Here is a 19,166-nt window from a genome sequence, read left to right on the forward strand (position 1 = left end):
ATCATGGAAAATCAAAACAAATTTACCTTAAGCAGACGAAACTTTATTCGTACATCTGCCCTGGCTTCTGGAGGCTTATTAATTGGATTCAATTTCTTAACATCTTGTGGGGAAACGGCTGCACCTCCTGTCGATATTTCAAAATTAGATTTTAAAGATTTTAATGCCTTTATTAAAATTGCTGAAAACGGCTATGTCACTATTTTTTCACCAAACCCTGAAATCGGTCAAGGCGTCAAAACATCTATGCCTATGATTATTGCTGAAGAACTAGACGTCCCATGGGATCATGTTTCAGTTGAACAAGGCGCTTTAGATACTACCAATTTTTCCAGACAAGTGGCTGGCGGAAGTCAATCCATACGTTTTGGATGGGATGCTCTGCGTCAAACTGGAGCTACTGCAAAACAAATGCTCATTAATGCTGCTGCTGCAAAATGGGGTGTTGAAGCTTCTACGTGTTCGGCTTCTAACGGCATTATTAAAAATTCGAATGGTGATGAATTAGGCTATGGCGATGTGGTTAATGAAGCAGCACATCTTGAAATTCCTGAAGATGTAGCATTGAAAACAACTAAAGACTATAAAATTATCGGGAAAGATGCGATTAATGTTGACATCGATGCAATCATAACAGGAAAACCACTTTTTGGTTTAGATTATGTCGCCGAAAACATGTCCTATGTTTCCGTAATTAGACCTCCGGCTTTTGGTCAAAAAATAAACACATTTGATGATACTGCAGCTAAAGCTGTTAATGGTGTTTCTGAGGTTGTTCAGTTTGGTGATAAGATTGCCGTTTTAGCCTCAAACACTTGGGCTGCCATGAAAGGAAAAAAAACATTGAAAGTGCAATGGACCAACGACAGTAATTTGGAAAATACGGCTGATCATGATGCTGAATTATTTAAAATATTAGACGGAAAAAATCTTGAAATACGTCGAGAAGATGGCAATGTAAAACAGGCTTTTGCAGAAGCAGATAAGGTGTTAGAACGGACTTACGAGTCGCCTTTTTTACCACACAACTGTATGGAACCTATGAATTTTTATGCCAATGTCACTGCTGATAAAGTGCATTTGGTTGGTCCTATTCAAACACCTGCAGGAACCGCAAGACGAATTGCTGATCTAATTAATCGCAGTGAAGAAGATATTCATCTGGAGATGACTAGAATGGGTGGCGGATTTGGCCGACGACTCTATGGTGATTTTGCACTAGAAGCTGCCGAAATATCCAACCTCACAAAACAGCCTGTAAAAGTAATTTTCTCCAGAGAAGATGATATGGCTGCAGGTATTTACAGACCTGCGATAAAATATCGAATTGCAGCCTCTATTAAAGACGGAAACGTGACAGGCTACCATTTAAAAGAAGCCGCCATCAACTCTAATATGTATGGACTTATTCCGCATTTCTTTCCAGCTGGTGCGATAAAAAACTACAAAGTTGAATCTGGAAATTACCAAAGCAATATTACCACAGGAGCCTGGCGCGCCCCTTATACCAACTTTCTCGCATTTGCCGAACAAAGCTTCTTTGATGAGCTTGCCGAACTTCTGGAAACAGACCCAATTCAATTGCGTTTAGACTTGTTGAAAAACGTCAAGGATGGTGAAGATCCGAATATTCAATACTCTGCTAAACGAATGACAGACACTATAAATCTAGTGGCTAAAAAAAGTAATTGGGGCAATACAAAAGACGGCATTTACCAAGGCTTTGCAGCGTATTACAGTCATAATACTCATGTTGCCGAAGTTGTTGATATCACCCTAAAAAATGGCTTACCTTTGGTTGAAAAAGTGACCGTTGCAGTCGATTGTGGTATCGTAGTGAATCCAACAGGTGCAAAAAATCAAGTTGAAGGTGGTGTTATTGACGGAATTGGACACGCCATGTATGGTGATTTTTCATTTGAAAATGGCCAGCCTCAGCATGTTAATTTTAACACCTATCGTTTAATCCGAATGAAAGAAACACCTATTATAGAAACGTATTTTGTTGACAACAACTTATCACCAACTGGTTTGGGAGAACCTGGATTACCGCCTGCTGGAGGCGCTTTGGCAAATGCTATTAAAGCAGCTACAGGACAATTATTAACGAAACAACCTTTTGTAAAATCCATACAGAAATACGAAGCGAATCTTAAGGTATAATAAGAAAAGTAAATCAAATTTTAATTCTGAAACAATCCGCCATCATCTTGTAAAGTTCTGGGTGCTTTCGTTTCATGAGTTTAGGGTTTTCAAAAAAATATTCTGATGCCACCGCAAAAAACTCCGCTTGTTTGGTACCACCATAAGCTCTGATATCAGATGTATCTTTATTAATGGCTTCCATTTCATCATGAACTAATTTCAACCACGGAATTGTATACGCATTCTGCATTAATACTTCAGGAATTCCATCGACATTATCATCCATTTTATCAATTAAATGTACAAATTCGTGAATGGCGGTATTGCGTTTATCATTAGCATTTTTAAATCCGTGATACAACGCTTTTCTAGATAAAATCATCTTCTTTTCTAAACGCCCTGTACCTACAACACCTGCTATTCGTTTAGATTTACTTTGATCTGAAAACTGAAAATCTTCATTAAAATTGTCTGGATAAAGTATTATACCACTAAGCGTTGGGTAATGCCATTCAGCAAACGAAAACACAGGAATTACAGCACTCGATGCAATTAAAATCTTATCTAATTCTTCTATTTCAAATCCGACACTATCTATATAAACTTCGCTCAAAAATTGCATCATCCTAGTTTGAAAACGCTTCTGTTCACTTGGTTCTAAGTTTTTATAATACCTGACTTCTTTAAGCAATATAGCATGCCAATGACTAGGAAATTGCTCGATATTTCTGGAGTATTTCTTATAAAAGACATACACAACAAAAACTAAAAGCAAAATAAAAACAAGAATATACAGCATAAAAACAGTCAATTAAATAAGACTTCTAAACTAATGATTTTCACTCGTATTAAGCTTAAATCTAACAAAAAATGAATATCTTTTCAGTACCATAATCGACCAACAATGAAAAAGTCATATATTGATATTCACTGCCATCCTTCTTTAAAACCTTACGGAAAGAGCTTTAAGTACACGCCTACAAAACAAAACAATTTAAATGCTGGCAGAAAAAATTCCATTTGGCATTATAGTCCGCCAAACTTTATAGAGCGACAATTCAATAAATTACTCACGCTAACAAAATTCACACAAACCGATTTAACCGCGTTAGCCAAAGCCGATTGTAATATTGTGGTAATTTCCCTGTATCCTTTTGAAAAACATTTCCTCAAAGACAAAATGCTCGGTGTAAAATTTATTCCAGATTTGCTCGTTAATCTCGCTGCTGGTGTAAGCCAGAAACGCATTGACAACCTAAGAAATCACAACAGCTATTTTCAAGATTTAAATGATGAATATAACTTTTATAAGCAGCTTAACAATTTCGCTCAGGTTATCGATGGGATTACGTTTACCTATCGCTTGGTAAGCAATTATACTGACATATCCACAAACATTACTACCTCGACCAATAACAGAAAAATCATCAGTCTCGTCCCAACTATAGAAGGAGCTCACGCTTTTGAAACTGGGCTACACAAAGACAAAGACACTGCTGATGAAACTACTGTTTTAAAACATATAGACACTGTAAAAAACTGGGAACACAAACCCTTTTTTATCACTTTAGCGCATCACTTTTACAATGAAATTTGTGGCCATGCTAGAAGCATCAGTATTGGATTGATTAAGGACAATCAAAATCGCGGACTTAATAAAGACATCACTCCTTTGGGCTTTAAAGTCATAGATAAATTATTAGATGATTCTGATAATAAACGCATCCTTATTGATATTAAACACATGAGTACTGCTTCCAGAAAAACGTACTATCATCTATTAGAAACTACTTATGCAAATCAGAACATTCCAATTATAGTCAGCCATGGCGCAGCAAACGGCAGAAGGTCCATTGTTGAATGGGATGTTTCAGATTCTAAATTTAGCAAGCATTTTAGACAAGATGATATTAACATTTATGATTCAGAAATCTTGCGTATTGCAAAATCAAAAGGTATTTTTGGTTTGCAATTAGATGAAAGACGCATTGCGAGCAGAAAAGCAATTGCAAGTTCGAGAATATACTGGCCAAGCAAAAAAAGACGCTATAAAAATAAATCCAATTTAATCTGGAGGCAAATTCGGCACATTGCTGAATTACTAGATAAAAACGGCTTGTTTTGTTGGGAAACTGTAGCAATAGGCTCAGATTTTGACGGTATCGTTAATCCGATAAAAGGACTTTGGACAGCCGAAAATCTTGAGGACATTAAACCTTATCTCATCAAAAAAGCTGAAGAATACCTTAATGCGTATCAATCGAACTTGCAACCACAAAATCAAATTTCTGCAACCGAAATTATAGATCGCGTGCTATTTATAAATGCTAACGAATTCTTGAAAACAAACTTCAAATAAAACATCAAATTTCAGAAGAGAACAACTATGACTGATAAAGAACAATTTATGAAAGAAGCTGTAAATGCAGCATTAAAAGGAATGAACAACAACGAAGGCGGCCCATTTGGTTGTATCGTTGTTAAAGATGGAAAAATTGTAGGACGTGGCAATAATAAGGTAACCTCAACAAACGACCCAACAGCACATGCCGAAGTAACCGCGATAAGAGATGCCTGTAAAAACCTGGATTCTTTTCAATTAGATGGTTGCGAAATTTACACCTCATGCGAACCTTGCCCAATGTGCTTAGGTGCTATTTACTGGGCACGACCAGACAAAGTATATTACGGCAGTAATCAGGTAGATGCCGCAAATATTGGTTTTGATGACGAATTTATCTACAAGGAAATTCCGCTACCATACGACAAAAGAAGTATACCCTTTGAGCAACTGGCACGTGACATTGCTTTAGAACCCTTTCAGGAATGGACAAAAAAAGAAGATAAAACGGAGTACTAATCTATGATTACATTCATCCTAAATAACAAAACCATAAGAACTACAGAGCATTCAGGGATGACCTTATTGGATTTTGTACGCTATGAGCAACGTCTAACTGGTACCAAAATTGGCTGTCGTGAAGGTGATTGTGGTGCTTGCACTGTTTTGGTTGGCACACTAAGTCAAAACTCAATGACCTATCAAAGTATAACGTCTTGTATTTCGCCTTTAGGAAATGCGCATGGCAAGCATATTGTAACGGTTGAAGGTACCAATCTAAAAGACAAATTAACTAAGGCTCAAGAGGCCATGAAAGCAAATTACGCGACACAATGCGGATTTTGCACACCTGGCTTTGTGGTTGCGCTTACGGGTTTTGCATTGTCAAATTCTGAACATAATTACAACACTGCTCTGGATGCTATTAGCGGAAACATTTGTAGGTGTACTGGTTATAAAGCGATTGAAAAAGCAGCGTATCAGCTTGTTGACAACTTAGAAAATCAAGACAAACACACTGTCAATTGGCTGATTAATAATGAATTTATTCCAGACTATTTTGAAACTATTCCGCAGCGTATAAAAGATATTGAGGCTAAAGACTTCAACCAACCACAAGGCAAATTTGTGTCTGGCGGAACCGATCTCTATGTACAACAAGCGGACCATCTAGCAGATAATGAAGTACATCTTATTGCAGCTAAGGATAAATTAAAAGGCATCACGATTGAAGATAAGAACTGTACCATTGGCGCAAACTCTACAGTGTCTGATTTATGGAATCATGCTGAAATTAACAGCTACTTTCCAAAACTAAAACAACATCTTAAACTCGTGTCATCTGAGCAAATTAGAAATATGGCTTCATTTGGTGGCAACCTCGTAAACGCCTCTCCTATTGGTGATATGACTATTTTCTTTTTAGCTTTAAATAGTGACGTCACCATTTCAAATGACCATGGAAATGAGCGCACAATGCCACTTAAACATTTCTATCAAGGCTACAAAACCTATGATTTAAACGACGGTGAACTCATCAAAAGCATTCATTTTAAATTACCAACGAATAGTACATTTTTCAATTTTGAAAAAGTCTGCAAACGAACCCATTTAGATATTGCAAGTGTCAATTCTGCAATACACCTCACCATTGAAAATAATAACATTTCAGAAGCCCATGTATCTATTGGTGGTGTTGCAGCTATTCCAAAGTATTTACATGAAACTTCAACATTTTTAATTGGCAAACCCTTGACTTCAGAAACAGTAATAAATGCCAATGCTGTACTTCAGGATGAAATCGCACCTATCAGTGATGTTCGAGGAACAAGTGACTACAAACGACTGTTAGGTCGGCAATTATTTTTTGCTCATTTTACGGCTTTATTTCCGAAGCAATTCACCTTAAACGATTTTGTTCAGCATGCATAAACACAACTCAAATAAGGCCTTAGACTCAAAACTGAATGCGGTTTCCATGTCGATTAAACAAAGTATTAAAAACTTAGATTCGTATACGCATGTTCGCGGCAAATCCTTATATGTTGATGATGTGAACATTAGACAAGGCACTTTTCATGCTGTTGTTTTTGATTCGCCAAAAGCTCACGGACATATAAAACATATCGATTATTCTAAAGCCGAAGCACTTGAAGGTGTTGTCCGTATTTTTACTTATAAAGATATTCCTGGTAAAAATCAGATTGGCGGCATCATTCCTGACGAACCTTTATTTGCAGAAGACGAAGTTCATTTTTGGGGCATGCCCATTGCTTTAATCGTTGCTGAAACTGAATTTATTGCACGAAAAGCCCGAAGTTTAATCGACATCGATATTGAAGAATTACCTGTTATTACTAGAGCTAAACAAGCCAAAGCGAAAGGAAGTTTTATCAACGCGCCACGATCATTTAGCTTAGGCGATACCGAAAAAGGATTTGCAGCTTGTGATTATATTTTTGAAGGCGAAACCTTCTCTAACGGCCAAGAGCATTTATATATCGAAGCTCAAGGTGCCTATGCCGAACCTTTAGAAAACGGAAACATAAAAATCACCTCATCAACACAAGGCCCAACAGCTGTTCAAAAAACAACGGCTCAGGTTTTGGGTGTTGCCATGCATAAAATTGAAGTGGATGTCACGCGCCTTGGTGGTGGATTTGGCGGCAAAGAAGATCAGGCTACTCCTTGGGCTGTCATGGCGGCTTTAGCGACGTATCACCTTAATCAGTCGGTAAAACTAATACTGAATCGTCATGACGATTTACGAATGACAGGCAAGCGTCATCCTTATGAAAGTACTTATAAAATTGGCCTATCCAAAGATTTGAAAATCCTGGCTTACGAGGCTGAGTTTCTCCAAAACTCTGGTGCTGCTGCCGATTTATCACCTGCTATTGCTGAGCGCACCTTATTTCATGCGACCAATAGTTATTTTGTTCCTAATGTAGAAACCACTGTCATTAGCTGTAAAACAAATTTACCACCTAACACTGCCTTCCGAGGTTTTGGTGGTCCGCAAGGTATGTTCGTCATCGAATCTGCCATCGCCAAAGCGGCTCATGAAATTGGCGTAACGCCCAGACAAATTCAGGAAGCGAATCTTTTAGATGAAAATGACACCTTTTCCTATGGTCAAATTGCAAAACAGGTCGAGGCAAAAAACACATGGAATTCTGCAACAGCCATATATAATATTGAAGCTTTAGAGCAAGAGGTTGAAGACTTTAACAAACAGCATTCAGACTTTAAAAAAGGCCTGGCGTTGATGCCTATTACTTTCGGAATTTCATTCACCAACACACCCATGAATCATGCACGTGCTTTGGTTCATATTTATCTCGACGGAAGTGTTGGTATTAGCACAGCTGCTGTCGAAATGGGACAAGGCGTAAATACCAAAATGATGCAAATTGCAGCACAAGTATTTTCGATTCCTATAGAACACATAAAAATTGAAACCACCAATACAACACGAGTTGCAAACACCTCGCCTTCTGCTGCAAGTTCTACGGCCGATCTTAACGGAAAGGCAACTTTAAAAGCTTGTAACGCACTACTCCAACGATTAATACAAGTCGCTTCAGAAGATCTGGATGTTTCCGAAGATACAATTGAACTAAAAGATGGATTTGTTTATTGCAATGGTAAAAAATCAGAATTATCATGGACAACACTCATCAGTAAAACTATGCTAAAACGTGTTGCACTGACTGAAAATGCCCATTATGCAACTCCTGAAATTCATTTCGATAAAACTAAAGAAAAAGGCCATCCGTTTGCCTATCATGTTTACGGAACCGCCATCATTACAACCACAGTAGATTGTACACGTGGCACCTATGAATTTGATTCGGTTAAAATTGTACACGACTACGGAAAAAGCATGAGTGAAGGTATTGATTTGGGACAGGTTGAAGGCGCTTTAGCTCAAGGAATTGGCTGGATGACCATGGAAGAAATTGCCTATAACGATGATGGTAAGTTACTTTCAAATGCGTTGTCTACTTATAAAATTCCGGATATTTTTTCGGTACCAAAAGAGGTTGAAGTGATTCCCGTTGAAACTAAAGGTCACGACTTGGCGATTTTAAAATCGAAAGCTGTTGGTGAACCGCCTCTAATGTATGGCATTGGTGCTTATTTTGCGATTCAAAATGCTATCAAAGCTTTTAATCCCAATTATAATTTAAAGTTTCATGCACCTATGACACCCGAAAAAGTATTACTAAGTTTATACGACAATCAGCCAATATAATACTTATGAGCACACAAGTTAACGAGTTGGTTTTTGAGACGTTTCCAGAGTTAGAAAGTGAACGCCTGCAATTTAGAGCTTATAACTTAAATGATGCAAAAACATTGTTAGACCTTAGAAGTCATCAGGCAGTTTCCAAATATATGGATACTGCAATTCCGACTTGTACCGAAGATACCGAAAAACGCATCAAAGGCTATCATACAGCATTTGAAGAACGCCAAGGTATTACTTGGGCAATCATCGAAAAAAACAGTGGGAAACACATTGGCGATTTTGGTATTTGGCGTATTGATAAACAAAATTCCAGAGGTGAAATTGGATACATTTTACATCCCGAGTATTGGGGAAAGGGATTTATGACTGAGACGCTAAACACTTTAATCCGTTTTGGATTTCGCAAACTAAACCTTCATAGCTATGCAGCCAATGTCAATACTGAAAATGAAAACTCTAAAGCGTTGTTACTTAAATTCGGTTTTAAATTAGAAGCGTATTTTAGAGAAAATTTTTATTATGATGGTCGCTTTTTAGATAGCGAAATTTATTGCTTACTAGAATCCGACTTAAACTAAAACTGCTATCGCACTATACTATAAAAAATCCAACATTCTTAAAGGCGCATTAATTTATAGTGCTGGAGATACAATTGCAGCTTTATTGCTGAATGAATTTTCATGGTATCGTCTCTTGGGAATGATGTGTATTGGCGCTACAATTTACGCCTTTGAAATCCCAAACTACTTTGATTGGATTGTCAAAAAAACGCATTTTTTAAAGGGGATTAAGGCGACTTTAAGCAAAACGCTTTTGGCAATCTTGTATTTTAATCCGCTGTGGATAGCCAGACATTTAGTATTTATTAAATTATTTTCTGGTCAATTTGAGTCTATTGGCTGGTCGCTTTTAGAGATTGCCTTTTGGTCGTTTTTGGCTAATATTCTGATTTCATTTGTGGCCAATTACATCATTCAGAATCGCTTTAAACTCAAATGGCGTTTTTTGGGATCTGCGATATTTTCGGCTTTAATGGCGATTTATTACGCCTTAAGTGAAACGCTGTTTAGCTAACACATCACTTCAATAGCTTTAAATCGGTTGTATTTAAAAGTGAATATTCGGTAATGTCATAATGCTTTATAATATCATCAATTAAATAATCACGTACAACCAGAATGAGATGTTGCGTTTGATCCTGCTTATATGTTGTAATTAATGTTTGAGCTGCAGCATGCAAACCTTCATTCTTTAACTCCAGCTTTCCTAATTCATCAAGGATGAGATATTGAAATACTCTAGATTTCGCAGCTTCTAGCAGGTATTCATTGGCAGTCTTAAAAGCAGATTTTAAAAACTTAAAACTTCCTATGGCAATGACCTCTTCAGTTTTAAGTTCAGTTTCAAATTCAAATTTGGTTTTAGACTTTAGTTCTAAAAAATAGCGTTTTCCATCACTTCCATCAGGACAAAGCAATCCGTCAACATCAGTTCTAGAGGCACACCAATCTAATAAGGCTGTTGTTTTTCCTGAACGAATGGCTCCTTTGAGAATATAAATCATTCCGAAGGGATTTTAAAATGAATACAATTTGAAATACTATTTGCCATAAAATGTTTAAATCGGGTATAGCCCTTTAAATGCTTGGTATCACGCCAAGAGTACGAAATAATTTGCCTGAAATACGGAAATAGATCCATCGCATTACTGATATCTTCTTTATACTGTGACTCTTTTTTGCTGAGATATTTTTGAACCAGTTTCAATAAAAAAGGTCCGATAACCAGATACCAAAGCAATAATATTAAGAAGCTACGCAACATCAGATACACGCCTTTTTTCCAACCCAATAAATCGCCTCCAAAAAAAGGAAAAGCTAACACCATACCAGCAATGGTTATCAACCACACCCAAATCACTTTGGTTTTAAATTTTACTTTTGAAGGGCTGGCATTTTGAGTCAAATCTTCGGGTTCAATATAAAAATCACCGTCTTTATGTTGCGCTATAATTTCAATTAAACTCTTTATAAACAATCCGGCAAGAATACCACAAATACCATACACCAAAAGATAAAGTGTCACTAATAATGAAGTGGTAGACGTTTCTGAAACAAAATTCATCTTGCTCTGAACCCAGGCACCATAAATATTGATAGCATCCCAGAGTGCCGTTCCGTAGACAATGGTAAGTATTAATAACTTCTGAAGTGCCGATTCTAAAAATGTCACCATTCCTAAAATCACTAAGGTAACCCCTTTCCATGAAAATTTAGAAAACAAAAATGCGCCAAATATAGCCTGAAAACTCACAGCAACATAGGCACCAAATGGTGAATACGGACTTACAGCCATCTTTATAATTAAAACAATAAGCAATGCTTTTAATATAGCTTGCCATTTATTTTCGGCATAGTAAGCAATTAAACTAATGAGCAAAATAGCAATGCCGCCAACAATTAAACCCGTAAAAGGCGTATTGAACACATGCAAAAATCCACCAAGACCCGACTCGTTTAAAGCCCAGAGCGCTGTTAATTTATCAATGATAGATTTGTTGTTCTTCATTTCTTATAATGCACTTCAAGCAACTGCGCAGCAACATCAATCGCTATTTCTTTAGGAGAATCACCACCAACTTGTAAGCCTATCGGACAAACAACAGTGTTCATACCGTCCTCAATATTCATATCTTTCACCAACATATTATGAAAACGTACACGTTTGGTTTTACTCCCAATCAATCCTAAAAATTTGGTTTCATTTTGGAGTGCCATAGCAATAATTTCAAAGTCGATCGAATGATCATGAGTCAAGACCAACACATAGCAATTCTTTCCCCAATATACTGCGTCTCTAAAGGTTTTAAAATCGTTCACAGATACTTGATTCAAAATAATACTTTCGTCTAATGTCAGTTGTTCAAACCAGTCTTCCCGCGAATCTATAAGATGAACGCGAAAAGGCGTATCTACTAAAATTTTGGCGATTTCTTGTCCGATATGTCCAGCACCAAATAAAAATAATTCAGGAGATTGATTCATAGGTTCTATAATAAATTCAACTTTTCCGCCACAGCATTGTTCAAACTCAGGACCCAATGTATAACTCGATTCTATAATTTGATTCTCACGAAGTGCCTTTATCGCTTCATCGGTCGCTAAAAACTCGAGTTTTCCACCACCAATGGTTCCATAAAGTGTTTGGTCTTTTGTAATCAGCATTCGAGACCCAACCACGCAAGGTGTTGAACCTAAGCACTTCGTAACCGTCACCAAAGCAACAGGTTCGCGTTTGCGTTTAAATTCAGATAATAAATCAATCCAGTTCTTCATGCTAAGCCTAAACAGGTTTTAAAAGTAAGACTTTTTTACTGCAAACCATATTTCGTTTTTGTGATAAAAAATAAATTAGCTTTCTGCTAAATTTTCTGTTAAGTTTGATAATTAATAGCGACAAAAACTCGACATCTCTTTTTTACGTAAATAATAATAACCACTGAAATTTTAAAACCATGTCAAAAACATATTACGATCCTGCCGACCTTAGAAAGTTTAGCAAAATCACCGAATGGAGTGAAGAATTAGGCAACAAATTCTTTGAATATTACGGAAAAGTTTTTGAAGATGGCGCACTTACAGCTCGTGAAAAATCCTTAATCGCCTTAGCTGTAGCGCATACAGAGCAGTGCCCTTATTGCATTGACGCCTACACCAAAGACGGTTTGCAAAGAGGTGTGACCAAAAACGAAATGATGGAAGCCATTCATGTTGGTGCTGCGATAAAAAGCGGAGCAACCTTGGTGCATGGCGTTCAAATGATGAATAAAGTAAATAAATTAGACGGTTAATAGTTTAGCGTTACCACAAGGGTCAGGCTCTCGGCAGTCGCTCTCTTCGAGGAGCTCCAACAAAGCCTCCATCCTTAACGCAAATGGTAATACTTAAGCTTAACCTTAGCATAGCTATGACAAAAGTAAAAACCCAATCCCTACAAAAAAAAGGAAGCGATTTAGCGCAAAGTAACAGGCAGCTTGAAATTTTATCTAACGGTATTTTCCAAAATGGCGAACTCCCGACGTTTAAAGCTAAAATTTCTGAAACGAGCCAGTTTCCACTTAAAGCTAAAAAGCTTGAAATTCTGCAAATTAATGTAGGTTACATGTGCAACCAAGTCTGCGAGCATTGTCACGTCGATGCTGGTCCAGACCGAAAAGAAATCATGACGCGAGACACGATGAGACAGTGCTTAGAGGTCATTAAAAATTCTGGTGCACATACCCTAGATTTAACTGGAGGCGCACCCGAAATGAATCCAGATTTTAGATGGTTTGTCGAAGAAGCGGCCAAAGTTGGGATTAAAGATTTTATTGTACGCTCTAATTTAACCATTATCAGAGCCAATAAAAAATATTACGATTTACCCGAATTTTTCAAAAAACACAATGTTCATGTCGTGAGTTCAATGCCACACTGGACACGTGGTAAAACCGACAAACAACGTGGTGATGGTGTTTTTGACAAATCGATAAAAGCCTTGCAAGAACTCAATGCAGTAGGCTACGGAATGCCCGATAGCAATTCGAGATTAGATCTGGTATATAATCCGTCAGGTGCCTTTTTACCAGGTGATCAAATGTCTATGGAAAAAGATTTTAAAAAGGCTTTGATGGAAGATTTCGGCATCCAATTTCACAATCTTTTTGCGATTACCAATCTTCCTATCGCACGTTTTCTGGATTATTTAATTGCTTCAGAAAACTATGAAGATTATATGTATCAACTGGTTGATGCCTACAATCCTGCTGCTGTAAAAAATGTAATGTGTACCAATACCTTATCTATAAGTTGGGATGGTTATTTATTTGATTGTGATTTTAATCAAATGTTAGAACTGCCTGTAAACAGTAAGGCCAAGCATATATCAGAATTTAACGAAGAATTATTAGAAGGACGTAATATCGTCATTTCACAACATTGTTACGGTTGTACTGCTGGTGCAGGCAGTAGCTGCCAAGGTGTTGTTGCTTAATCTATGAATAACAAAACAGCCATATTAATCTTTGCAAATTCTGCCAGATTTGAAGCGCAGCAAAAACCGTTTCAATCGTCAGAGGTATTGTTCAATGCACTTAATGCACACACCTTAAAGATTGCAAAAAAAACAGGGCTGCCTTATTTTTTATCTTCTGAAACCAACCAGATTGGATCAACCTTTGCCGAACGATTTACAAATGCGATTCAAGCAGTATACAACCAAGGTTTTACATCGGTGATTAGTATTGGAAATGACACACCACACTTACAGTCTGAACACATTTTAAAAGCCGCACATCGCTTACAAGACAAGGCTATTGTTTTGGGGCCATCAAAAGATGGCGGTTTCTATTTAATGGGATTACAGCAATCGTATTTTAATTCTGAGACCTTCTTAACGTTACCATGGCAAACCTCGGGATTGCGTCAAAGTTTTTCGAGAGCAATGGCGTCGCAACAGTTAGACGTTTCATATCTAGAGCAACTTTCAGATATTGATACCATTTCAGATATACGACCAATTCTTGAGAGTTTCCGAAGGCTTTCAGCAACCCTAAAACAACTTTTACAACATTATATTTCAGTAGTAAAAAAGAGGATTAACTCATTTTTTATTGCTATTGAATCGCCTTTACAAACCCTTCAGTTTAATAAAGGTTCTCCACAATTACTTCATTTATAAAAGCCATAAATTTCTGATTCTTTCAGAATAATTTTCACCCTTTACTAATCTAATTAAATGAAGCAAATCTATGTTTGCATCTTGCTATTACTGTCTGGTTTTAGCTATGCACAAATCACAATCACAGGCACAATCACAAGTGAACTTGACGGGAAACCTCTGGCCTATGTAAATATTAGTTCCACCTCTGGAAGCGGCACCATCTCTGATGAATTTGGCAAGTATGAAATCGAGGTAGCATCTCCTGAAGATCAAATCCGCTATTCGTATTTAGGATACCATCTCATTATTGCTGTGGTTGGCAATCAAACAGTCATAAATATCACGATGACCGAAGACACCTCATCTTTAGATGAAGTAGTCATTACGGCACTTGGTCTCGAACGCGAAACTAAAGAATTAGGTTATGTTGTTCAAGAACTAAATTCTGAACGCTTGACCGAAGTTAAAACCGTAAATTTCTTAGATAATATTGCCGGTAAACTTGCAGGTGTTACCATTTCACAAGGTGCCACAGGTGTTGGTTCTTCTTCAAAAATTACGATTCGTGGTGAATCATCGTTTTCTAATAATAATCCGTTATTTGTAGTTGACGGTACACCAATTAATAATGAAACTGTTTTCAATTTTACCAACGAAGCTGCTGCTGGTTTTCAGGAAGTTGACTTCGGAAATGGTGCTATGGAAGTTAATGCAGACGATATCGAATCGGTGACTGTTTTAAAAGGTGCTAATGCTGCAGCACTTTATGGCACAAGAGCTTCAAACGGTGTTATCGTCATAAAAACGAAAGATGGGCAAAACACAAAAGGTCTTGGTATTAGTTTTAACACCTCACTTTTTGTAGATACGGCTTTTCGACTGCCTGATTTTCAAAATCGATATGGTCAAGGGCAATCTGGAGCTTTTGAATATGTTGACGGTTTAGGAGGTGGTATCAGTGACAACATCACCTACTCATGGGGACCAGAACTGGATGCTGGAATATTAATTCCGCAGTTTGACAGTCCGGTACAACTCGCCAACGGCACTTTTGTTCGTGGTGGTGATACGGCATTATATTCTGGATTACCTATAACGGCCACGCCTTTTCAATCCCATCCAGACAACCTTAGAGATTTCTATCAAACTGGTGTGACTACTATTAATAATGTATCCATTTCCAACGGATTTGAAACTGGAAATTACCGCTTATCCTTTACCGATTTACGTAGCGAATCTATCATTCCGGGAGTGAATCTCGACCGACAAACTGTGGCAGCAAAGTTGAACTTTGAACCGTCTAAAAACACGACGATAAACACTTCAATAAACTACACCAATTCTAATAGTGATAATCGACCTTCAAATGGTTATGGAAGTGAAAACGTCAACTATTCGCTAGTAGCCTGGGGACCACGCTCCTTAAATATTAATAGTCTGAAAAACTACTGGCAACCTGGTTTAGAAGGTGTTCAGCAATACTCGTTTAACTATACCTTTTTTGACAATCCGTATTTTATTCTGTTAGAAAACAGAAATGCTTTTGAACGTGATCGTATCTTCGGAAACATTAATGTTAAGCATCAAATCACCGAACATCTAAGCCTCTCGCTACGTTCGGGAATGGACTATAGTAGTGAAACGCGACAGTTCAGGCGTAATTTCAGCAGCAACCGATTTCAAAATGGTGCGTATGCTGAACACGATGTTAAGTTTAGAGAAATTAATACCGATTTTTTAATTAATTATAACAATCAATTTGGAGCTATTTCTTTTGATGCTTCTCTTGGCGGAAATCGTCTCGATCAAAATGCTTCAACCAAACAATTACAAACCGTAAATTTAGCACAACCCGGAATATTTAGCTTAAACAACGCAGCATCTCCAATTGAAGCTTTTGAATTTGAAAGCAAAAAACGTATCAATTCACTTTATGGACTCATCAAACTAGGCTATAAAGACTTTCTCTTTTTAGATATAACAGGACGAAATGATTGGTCTAGTGCTTTGGCAACGCCATTTTCGGTTGATGGAACATCTTTCTTTTACCCTTCGGTATCTACAAGTTTTATAGTCTCAAATGTGACTGAATTGCCAAAAGCTATATCATTTGCAAAATTAAGAGCCAGTATTGCTCAGGTTGGTAACGACACTGGCGCCTATCAAACGTCAGGAGCGTTTGTGGCTCAAACCCCTTTTAATGGGCAACCAACTTTTAGCGATCAAAATTTTATTCCGAATGCTAACTTAAAACCCGAACAAACCACCTCGTTTGAAATTGGTACAGATTTACGATTCTTTAAAGACCGTTTAAAATTTGACCTAAGCTATTACAATGCAACGACTAAAGATCAAATCATCTCCTTACCTATTGCAATTTCTTCTGGATACAACCAACAAGTCGTAAACGGCGGAAAAGTAAATACGCAAGGTGTCGAAATCATAATGGGAATTACGCCTGTAAAAACTCAAAAATTTAGATGGAACAGTCTCTTCAACTTTGCCACAAGTCGTGCTACGATTAAAGATCTACCGCAGGCGGATGGCCGTTTGACACTAGCTTACAGCCGAATTTATGACAGTGCCAACCAAACGGTATGGTTCCAGGTTGAAGAAGGCGGACGCCTTGGTGACATCTACGGAACAGGATATCTAAAAAATGAAAATGGCGATTTTATAATTGATGATAACGGTCGCTTTATAGCTGATAATGACCTTAAAAAATTAGGAAATTATAATCCTGATTTCACCTTAGGATGGTCAAATAATTTCACTTATAAAAACTGGAATTTGAGTTTCCTGTTCGACTGGAGACAAGGCGGCGAAATAGTGTCACGAACCCGAGCACTCGGCAATGTTGGTGGCCAGTTAGCCGAAACCGCTTTTAGACCAGAAGATGGCATTATCGCCCAAGGCGTTAACCAAACGACGGGATTACCTAATACGGTTTCGGTTTCTGCTGAAAGTTATTACCGCCAGTTTTATGATAGAAACCATGAAGAAAACAATATTTATGACGCCTCTTTTTTAAAACTTCGACAGTTTTCAATTGGTTATGATTTTAAGCTGAAAGAGGGATTTTTGGGACTTAAAGAAGGTGCCGATTTAAGTTTATCGATCATCGGAAACAACCTTTTTGTCATTACTGAGAATCCACATTTCGACCCAGAGCAACTTGCCGTTCAAGGCAATAATTTTGTGAGTGGCGTTGAAGATATGAGTTATGCGACGTCACGTAGTATCGGATTTAAAGCTGGGTTTAATTTCTAAAAAAAAGATTATGAAAAACATTAAATATATATTCATTTTACTAAGTTTTTTCGCAACCCTAAGTTGTACTAAAGACTTCGAAGACATTAATACCAATCCGAATGCTCCAGGAATAGTACAACCCAGTTTACTACTTCGTCAGGTCATTTACGATTTTGGTGAAAATATGAGTTACGAAGGCTTTGTGGCTGGCGATTTACTTTCACAACATCGAACCGCTTTAGATTTCAACCTGTTTGATCGGCATGCTTTAAAATCACCACAATTGGGTGGTAATCCGTGGCCAGTTTTTTACACAAATCTTCGGGATAATGAGATTATATTAAACCAAGCCAGAACCGTTGAAACCTTTTCGGTTTATGAGGGTCCAGCACTCATTTTAAAAGCCTATATGGCTGCAGGTTTAACCGATTTATTTGGTGATGTTCCTTATTTTGAAGCTTTTAATGGCGTCAATGGAACTGTAACACCTGCTTACGATTTACAAGAAGACATTTACTTGGACGACAACGGGATTTTAGATAATCTCGACAAAGGCATTACAGCCATCGAAAATTACACCGATGTTATTCCGCTGGAAGGTGATATATTATTTGATGGTGATTTAAACGCCTGGATACGGTTTGCTAATTCATTAAAAATAAAACACCTACTTCGTATATCTCAGCAAGTGGATGTTTCCGAAGCGCTTCAAACTATTTTTAACGACGGAAACTATATTATTTCTAACGATCAAAATGCCATTTTTAATTTCACCAATACAGATCCTAACAGTTTTCGGTTAGCGCAGTTGCGCATTGGCGACTTTAATAATTTTGTCTTGTCTGAAACTATGGAAGACCTTTTAACCGATTTAAATGACACAAGAATTGAAACACTTTTCAGACCCTTTTCAAATTCGGATGCAAATGAGTTTAACGGATTACTAAACGGAATTGACCCTTCGGAAACTACGGTAGCTTTAGCCGATTATTCCTTAGCTGGAACTATGTTTCGCGAAGACACATCGACACTAGATGCTAATTTTATAACCGCTTGGGAAGTTCAATTTGCACTGGCCGAAGCGGCTGCTAGAAATCTCATTGCAGCAGATGCTCAAGCACTTTATGAACAAGGTGTGGTACTCGCCTTCGATTACTGGAATACCGAAATGCCTTCAAATTATTTAACAGGAAATGCGGCCTTCAATGCTCCTGATACTACACCTGTACAGCAAATCATCACACAAAAATGGATTGCCAATGTGATTAATGGTTATGAAGGCTGGATTGAATATCGCAGAACAGGATTTCCAGCATTGCGAACTATTTCAGCAAGTTTCAATAATGATATTATTCCGACTCGTATGCCTTATCCCGCTGAAGAAGAAGCTTTAAATAACGAAAATTATACAGTTGCTGCGGCTGCAACCAATGATAACAGTATTAATGTTCCCGTTTGGTGGAATGAATAAAT

16 protein-coding genes are annotated in these 19,166 nt (G+C 37.5%); 12 read left to right on the forward strand and 4 right to left on the reverse strand.

What is annotated here, in order from left to right; all coding sequences use genetic code 11:
• Positions 1–3: 3 nt before the first annotated feature.
• A complete protein-coding gene (locus tag H7350_RS00705) occupies positions 4–2,163 on the forward strand; it encodes a xanthine dehydrogenase family protein molybdopterin-binding subunit (protein WP_204343951.1) in 2,160 nt (719 codons plus the stop codon).
• Between the two features lie 13 nt (positions 2,164–2,176).
• On the opposite strand, the gene H7350_RS00710 is transcribed toward H7350_RS00705, so the two are convergent.
• Positions 2,177–2,944 (reverse strand): M90 family metallopeptidase, encoded by a 768-nt coding sequence (locus H7350_RS00710; RefSeq protein WP_204343952.1) that lies wholly within the window; start codon positions 2,942–2,944, stop codon positions 2,177–2,179.
• Between the two features lie 105 nt (positions 2,945–3,049).
• Here H7350_RS00710 and H7350_RS00715 point away from each other — a divergent pair, with 105 nt between their 5' ends.
• The 6 genes from H7350_RS00715 (at position 3,050) to H7350_RS00740 (ending at position 9,815) form a co-directional block, all read left to right on the forward strand.
• On the forward strand, positions 3,050–4,504 hold the full coding sequence (locus H7350_RS00715) for a membrane dipeptidase (protein WP_204343953.1): 1,455 nt from the start codon (positions 3,050–3,052) through the stop codon (positions 4,502–4,504).
• A 27-nt stretch (positions 4,505–4,531) separates the two neighbouring features.
• On the forward strand, positions 4,532–5,005 hold the full coding sequence (locus tag H7350_RS00720; protein WP_204343954.1) for a nucleoside deaminase: 474 nt from the start codon (positions 4,532–4,534) through the stop codon (positions 5,003–5,005).
• A gap of 3 nt (positions 5,006–5,008) precedes the next feature.
• Positions 5,009–6,418, forward strand: a complete 1,410-nt coding sequence (locus H7350_RS00725; protein ID WP_204343955.1) for an FAD binding domain-containing protein — start codon at positions 5,009–5,011, stop codon at positions 6,416–6,418.
• Entirely contained in the window at positions 6,411–8,744 is a 2,334-nt protein-coding gene (locus H7350_RS00730; RefSeq protein WP_204343956.1) for a xanthine dehydrogenase molybdopterin binding subunit, read from the forward strand. Before H7350_RS00725 ends, H7350_RS00730 begins: the two co-directional genes overlap by 8 nt.
• Before the next feature lie 5 nt (positions 8,745–8,749).
• Positions 8,750–9,319, forward strand: a complete 570-nt coding sequence (locus tag H7350_RS00735; RefSeq protein ID WP_204343957.1) for a GNAT family N-acetyltransferase — start codon at positions 8,750–8,752, stop codon at positions 9,317–9,319.
• 85 nt (positions 9,320–9,404) lie between these two features.
• Positions 9,405–9,815, forward strand: a complete 411-nt coding sequence (locus tag H7350_RS00740; RefSeq protein WP_204343958.1) for a hypothetical protein — start codon at positions 9,405–9,407, stop codon at positions 9,813–9,815.
• A gap of 4 nt (positions 9,816–9,819) precedes the next feature.
• Here the strand turns inward: H7350_RS00740 and H7350_RS00745 are convergent, their stop codons facing one another.
• The 3 genes from H7350_RS00745 to xdhC are packed head-to-tail and all read right to left on the reverse strand — an operon-like array spanning position 9,820 to position 12,076.
• Positions 9,820–10,305, reverse strand: coding sequence for a hypothetical protein (locus tag H7350_RS00745; protein ID WP_204343959.1), 486 nt, complete (start codon positions 10,303–10,305; stop codon positions 9,820–9,822).
• Positions 10,302–11,309, reverse strand: a complete 1,008-nt coding sequence (locus H7350_RS00750; protein WP_204343960.1) for a hypothetical protein — start codon at positions 11,307–11,309, stop codon at positions 10,302–10,304. Before H7350_RS00750 ends, H7350_RS00745 begins: the two co-directional genes overlap by 4 nt.
• On the reverse strand, positions 11,306–12,076 hold the full coding sequence (gene xdhC / locus H7350_RS00755; RefSeq protein WP_204343961.1) for a xanthine dehydrogenase accessory protein XdhC: 771 nt from the start codon (positions 12,074–12,076) through the stop codon (positions 11,306–11,308). The genes H7350_RS00750 and xdhC overlap by 4 nt, the downstream gene beginning before the upstream one ends.
• A 179-nt stretch (positions 12,077–12,255) precedes the next feature.
• Here xdhC and H7350_RS00760 point away from each other — a divergent pair, with 179 nt between their 5' ends.
• From H7350_RS00760 to H7350_RS00780, 5 genes are all read left to right on the forward strand, one after another.
• The gene (locus H7350_RS00760; RefSeq protein ID WP_204343962.1) at positions 12,256–12,591 is read left to right on the forward strand and encodes an arsenosugar biosynthesis-associated peroxidase-like protein; all 336 of its coding nucleotides are present in this window, start codon (positions 12,256–12,258) and stop codon (positions 12,589–12,591) included.
• Positions 12,592–12,707: 116 nt separating this feature from the next.
• Positions 12,708–13,772 carry an arsenosugar biosynthesis radical SAM (seleno)protein ArsS gene (gene arsS / locus H7350_RS00765; RefSeq protein ID WP_204343963.1) on the forward strand — a complete coding sequence of 355 codons (1,065 nt, stop codon included), beginning with the start codon at positions 12,708–12,710 and terminating at the stop codon, positions 13,770–13,772.
• Positions 13,773–13,775: 3 nt separating this feature from the next.
• Positions 13,776–14,459: a TIGR04282 family arsenosugar biosynthesis glycosyltransferase gene (locus H7350_RS00770; protein ID WP_204343964.1), complete on the forward strand. Its 684-nt coding sequence runs from the start codon at positions 13,776–13,778 to the stop codon at positions 14,457–14,459.
• A gap of 57 nt (positions 14,460–14,516) precedes the next feature.
• Positions 14,517–17,711 carry a SusC/RagA family TonB-linked outer membrane protein gene (locus H7350_RS00775; RefSeq protein ID WP_204343965.1) on the forward strand — a complete coding sequence of 1,065 codons (3,195 nt, stop codon included), beginning with the start codon at positions 14,517–14,519 and terminating at the stop codon, positions 17,709–17,711.
• Positions 17,712–17,721: 10 nt separating this feature from the next.
• Entirely contained in the window at positions 17,722–19,164 is a 1,443-nt protein-coding gene (locus H7350_RS00780; RefSeq protein WP_204343966.1) for a SusD/RagB family nutrient-binding outer membrane lipoprotein, read from the forward strand.
• Positions 19,165–19,166 lie beyond the last annotated feature (2 nt).

Origin of the sequence: Psychroserpens algicola (genome assembly GCF_014526325.1) — a bacterium.
Taxonomy (GTDB): domain Bacteria; phylum Bacteroidota; class Bacteroidia; order Flavobacteriales; family Flavobacteriaceae; genus Psychroserpens; species Psychroserpens algicola.

Excerpts from the sequence above, each read along its gene's own strand:
- H7350_RS00760 (WP_204343962.1), top strand. The coding sequence starts at position 12,256 with ATGTCAAAAACATATTACGATCCTGCCGACCTTAGAAAGTTTAGCAAA.
- H7350_RS00735 (WP_204343957.1), top strand. The coding sequence starts at position 8,750 with ATGAGCACACAAGTTAACGAGTTGGTTTTTGAGACGTTTCCAGAGTTA.
- H7350_RS00775 (WP_204343965.1), top strand. The coding sequence starts at position 14,517 with ATGAAGCAAATCTATGTTTGCATCTTGCTATTACTGTCTGGTTTTAGC.
- H7350_RS00720 (WP_204343954.1), top strand. The coding sequence starts at position 4,532 with ATGACTGATAAAGAACAATTTATGAAAGAAGCTGTAAATGCAGCATTA.
- H7350_RS00770 (WP_204343964.1), top strand. The coding sequence starts at position 13,776 with ATGAATAACAAAACAGCCATATTAATCTTTGCAAATTCTGCCAGATTT.
- H7350_RS00730 (WP_204343956.1), top strand. The coding sequence starts at position 6,411 with ATGCATAAACACAACTCAAATAAGGCCTTAGACTCAAAACTGAATGCG.
- xdhC (WP_204343961.1), bottom strand. The coding sequence starts at position 12,076 with ATGAAGAACTGGATTGATTTATTATCTGAATTTAAACGCAAACGCGAA.
- H7350_RS00745 (WP_204343959.1), bottom strand. The coding sequence starts at position 10,305 with ATGATTTATATTCTCAAAGGAGCCATTCGTTCAGGAAAAACAACAGCC.
- H7350_RS00750 (WP_204343960.1), bottom strand. The coding sequence starts at position 11,309 with ATGAAGAACAACAAATCTATCATTGATAAATTAACAGCGCTCTGGGCT.
- H7350_RS00715 (WP_204343953.1), top strand. The coding sequence starts at position 3,050 with ATGAAAAAGTCATATATTGATATTCACTGCCATCCTTCTTTAAAACCT.
- arsS (WP_204343963.1), top strand. The coding sequence starts at position 12,708 with ATGACAAAAGTAAAAACCCAATCCCTACAAAAAAAAGGAAGCGATTTA.
- H7350_RS00725 (WP_204343955.1), top strand. The coding sequence starts at position 5,009 with ATGATTACATTCATCCTAAATAACAAAACCATAAGAACTACAGAGCAT.
- H7350_RS00705 (WP_204343951.1), top strand. The coding sequence starts at position 4 with ATGGAAAATCAAAACAAATTTACCTTAAGCAGACGAAACTTTATTCGT.
- H7350_RS00710 (WP_204343952.1), bottom strand. The coding sequence starts at position 2,944 with ATGCTGTATATTCTTGTTTTTATTTTGCTTTTAGTTTTTGTTGTGTAT.
- H7350_RS00780 (WP_204343966.1), top strand. The coding sequence starts at position 17,722 with ATGAAAAACATTAAATATATATTCATTTTACTAAGTTTTTTCGCAACC.